General features: G+C 31.6%; 3 protein-coding genes. All 3 read left to right on the top strand.

What is annotated here, in order from left to right:
• On the top strand, positions 1-634 hold a 634-nt coding region (locus GH681_RS22645; RefSeq protein ID WP_153163763.1), incomplete at its 5' end, for an AAA family ATPase.
• A gap of 26 nt (positions 635-660) precedes the next feature.
• Positions 661-1,281 (top strand): hypothetical protein, encoded by a 621-nt coding sequence (locus GH681_RS22640; RefSeq protein WP_153163762.1) that lies wholly within the window; start codon positions 661-663, stop codon positions 1,279-1,281.
• A gap of 80 nt (positions 1,282-1,361) precedes the next feature.
• Positions 1,362-2,516 (top strand): AAA family ATPase (locus GH681_RS22635; protein ID WP_153163761.1); only part of this gene is annotated, 1,155 nt, incomplete at its 3' end.

Genomic DNA, 2,516 nt, shown 5'->3' with positions numbered 1-2,516 from the left:
TCTTATAATTGACTTAGAGGGAGGTTCAGAATTTCTAGAAGCTCTCTCTATTCAAGCTCGTACTATTGAAGATTTAGGTAATATATCTAGAGCAATCAGTGAAGAAATCGCTACAACAGGAAAGAAACCTTATAAATATATTGCTATAGATAATGCTACTAGACTCGAAGAAATATGTTTAGGATATGCTAAAGTTCTGTATTGTCAGACACCAATGGGCAAATCTTATAAGGGAGATGATGTTCGTACATTACCAAATGGTAGCGGATATCTCTACTTAAGAGAAGCAGTTAAAAAAGTAATAAACATGTTTAAAAATCTTTGTGATAATTTTATTCTTATAGGTCATACTAAAGATAAGATGATTAATAAAGATGGTGAAGAGCTTATAGAAATGGCTATAGATTTAGTTGGAAGACTAGGTGATATAGTATGTGGTGAAGCAGATGCTGTTGGTTATGTCTATCGTAAAAAGAACGAAACTATTATATCTTTTGAAGGTGGAGATAATTCAGTAAGAGAAGCTAGAGCTCCTCACTTACGAGGTAAGAAGATAGTTATCGCAGAAAGCGATGAAAATAATGATATTAAAGTTCACTGGGATAAAATTTATTTAGACGAGTGCACAGCCTGATTTAAAAACTTAAAAATATTGAAATTATGACATATAGTAAAGAACGTGCAGCAAATATTAGCAAAAGTGATATTAAGTATATTCCCGCTGGTATTATTGAAAATGTAGTATTGAAGAGTGTAAAAACAGAGGTTTCTCCTAATGGTAATCAATTCTTAGAAATTGTTTTTGAGAAAGATGGAGCAACATTAACTCATACAGAATGGAAACCCACACTTGGTGGATTTGTAACTACAGAAGAACAGCTTCAAACAAAAATGGATAAGCAGTATTCTCGTATGTTGCAGATACTTAACTGTTACTATAAGGATGAAGAGCTTGACTTTAATGGAGAAAGCTTTGAACAGTTTGCTCAGTGGATTACTGATATGCTGAACAAAGTAGATAAGAGTAAAAAACTTAGAGCAAAAATAGTATATAATGATAAAGGATATACTACTTTGCCTAATTATGCTAAGTATACTTTTATTGAGCCTATGGAATTGCCAGAAGGTCAATCATCTTCTATTACTATGCTAAATATTGACCAATTTACAAAGCCTGTTGTAGCAGATAAAGAAGTAAAAAACGACAACCCGTTTAGTGCAACTTCATCTACTACTAATACACAAGCTTTTACAGATAAAACAGACGATCTACCATTTTAATATAAAGTAGATCATTATTAATAAATAAGGGTAGTGTAAAAGCTACCCTTATTCTTTTTTAATCATTAAAACAAATCATCATGGTAGAAATAGAACATATTCAAGATATAGAAAAAGATCAACCTGCAAAGTCTAGTGCAAAAGAACAGAAGCTAAAAGATCCTAAAGATTTAACTACAGAAACTCAAGATACTGATGCATCTGAAGCTACAGAGCATGATGAACAAATTGAAAATCAAGAAGACAATATATATGAAGATAGCACCTTAGTTAATCATAATACAGATGTTCATGATTTAAAGCCTGGAAATAGATTTTATGGTAGTATAAAATATAATAATTCTAAAGGAAAACAACAAGCACAACAAGGTATTTTCTTAGTATTAACTTCAGAAGTAAAAGGAAAGAAAGGACAATCCAGAGAATATACTATAACAAATTGTACTGGACAAGAGTACAAAGTGTGTAGTGGAGCTATTAAAATAGCTAATATAACAGATCTTAAAAAAAAGAAACAAATAGAGAAAAAAGCACTAGAGCAATTTGGAAGTAAAACAGAAATCAAAGAATTACTTAACAAATTGAAAAAAGAATTTGAAAAGAAAGAGAAAGAAGAAAAGGAAAAAGAAGAATTGAAGAAAATTCAATTTTCATTTAGTTCACTAGAACCAGAAGATAAGCTTAAAAATCTAATTAAAGCAGGTATGAATAATATCTGGATGGTTGGTCCAGCTGGTTGTGGTAAATCAACTATAGCTCGTAATACGGCTAAAGAACTGGATGTTCCTTACTTATGTATCTCTTGTGGTATTGGTACTTCTGCAACAGAATTTACAGGATATAAATATCCTACTCGTGAAGCAACTAAGTTTGCTGAATTCTATGCTAAGAAGTCAATAATCCTTATAGATGAGATGACTGCGCTCGATCCATCTGTAGCACAGGTTATTAATGCAGCATTAGCAAACGGTGAAATAGAGACTACTACAGGTACTGTTTTACGACATCCTGAATGTATCATTATTGCTACGTCAAATACTTTTGGTAATGGAGCAGACCGTCAGTATGTTGCTAATAACCAATTAGACGCTTCAACAATTGACCGTTTTACTGGAGCAATAATTGAAGTAGATTACTCTGTTAAATATGAGTCACAATTTGATCACGAAGTGGTAGATTATATTTATTTACTACGTAACTGCATTAAAATAAATTCATTACGTCGTATTGCTTCT

This window comes from Zoogloea sp. 1C4 (assembly GCF_009469605.1).
GTDB classification, from domain to species: domain Bacteria; phylum Pseudomonadota; class Gammaproteobacteria; order Burkholderiales; family Rhodocyclaceae; genus Zoogloea; species Zoogloea oryzae.
The sequence above is the reverse complement of the archived record's forward strand: the minus strand, read 5'-3'. Positions and strand labels throughout refer to the sequence as shown.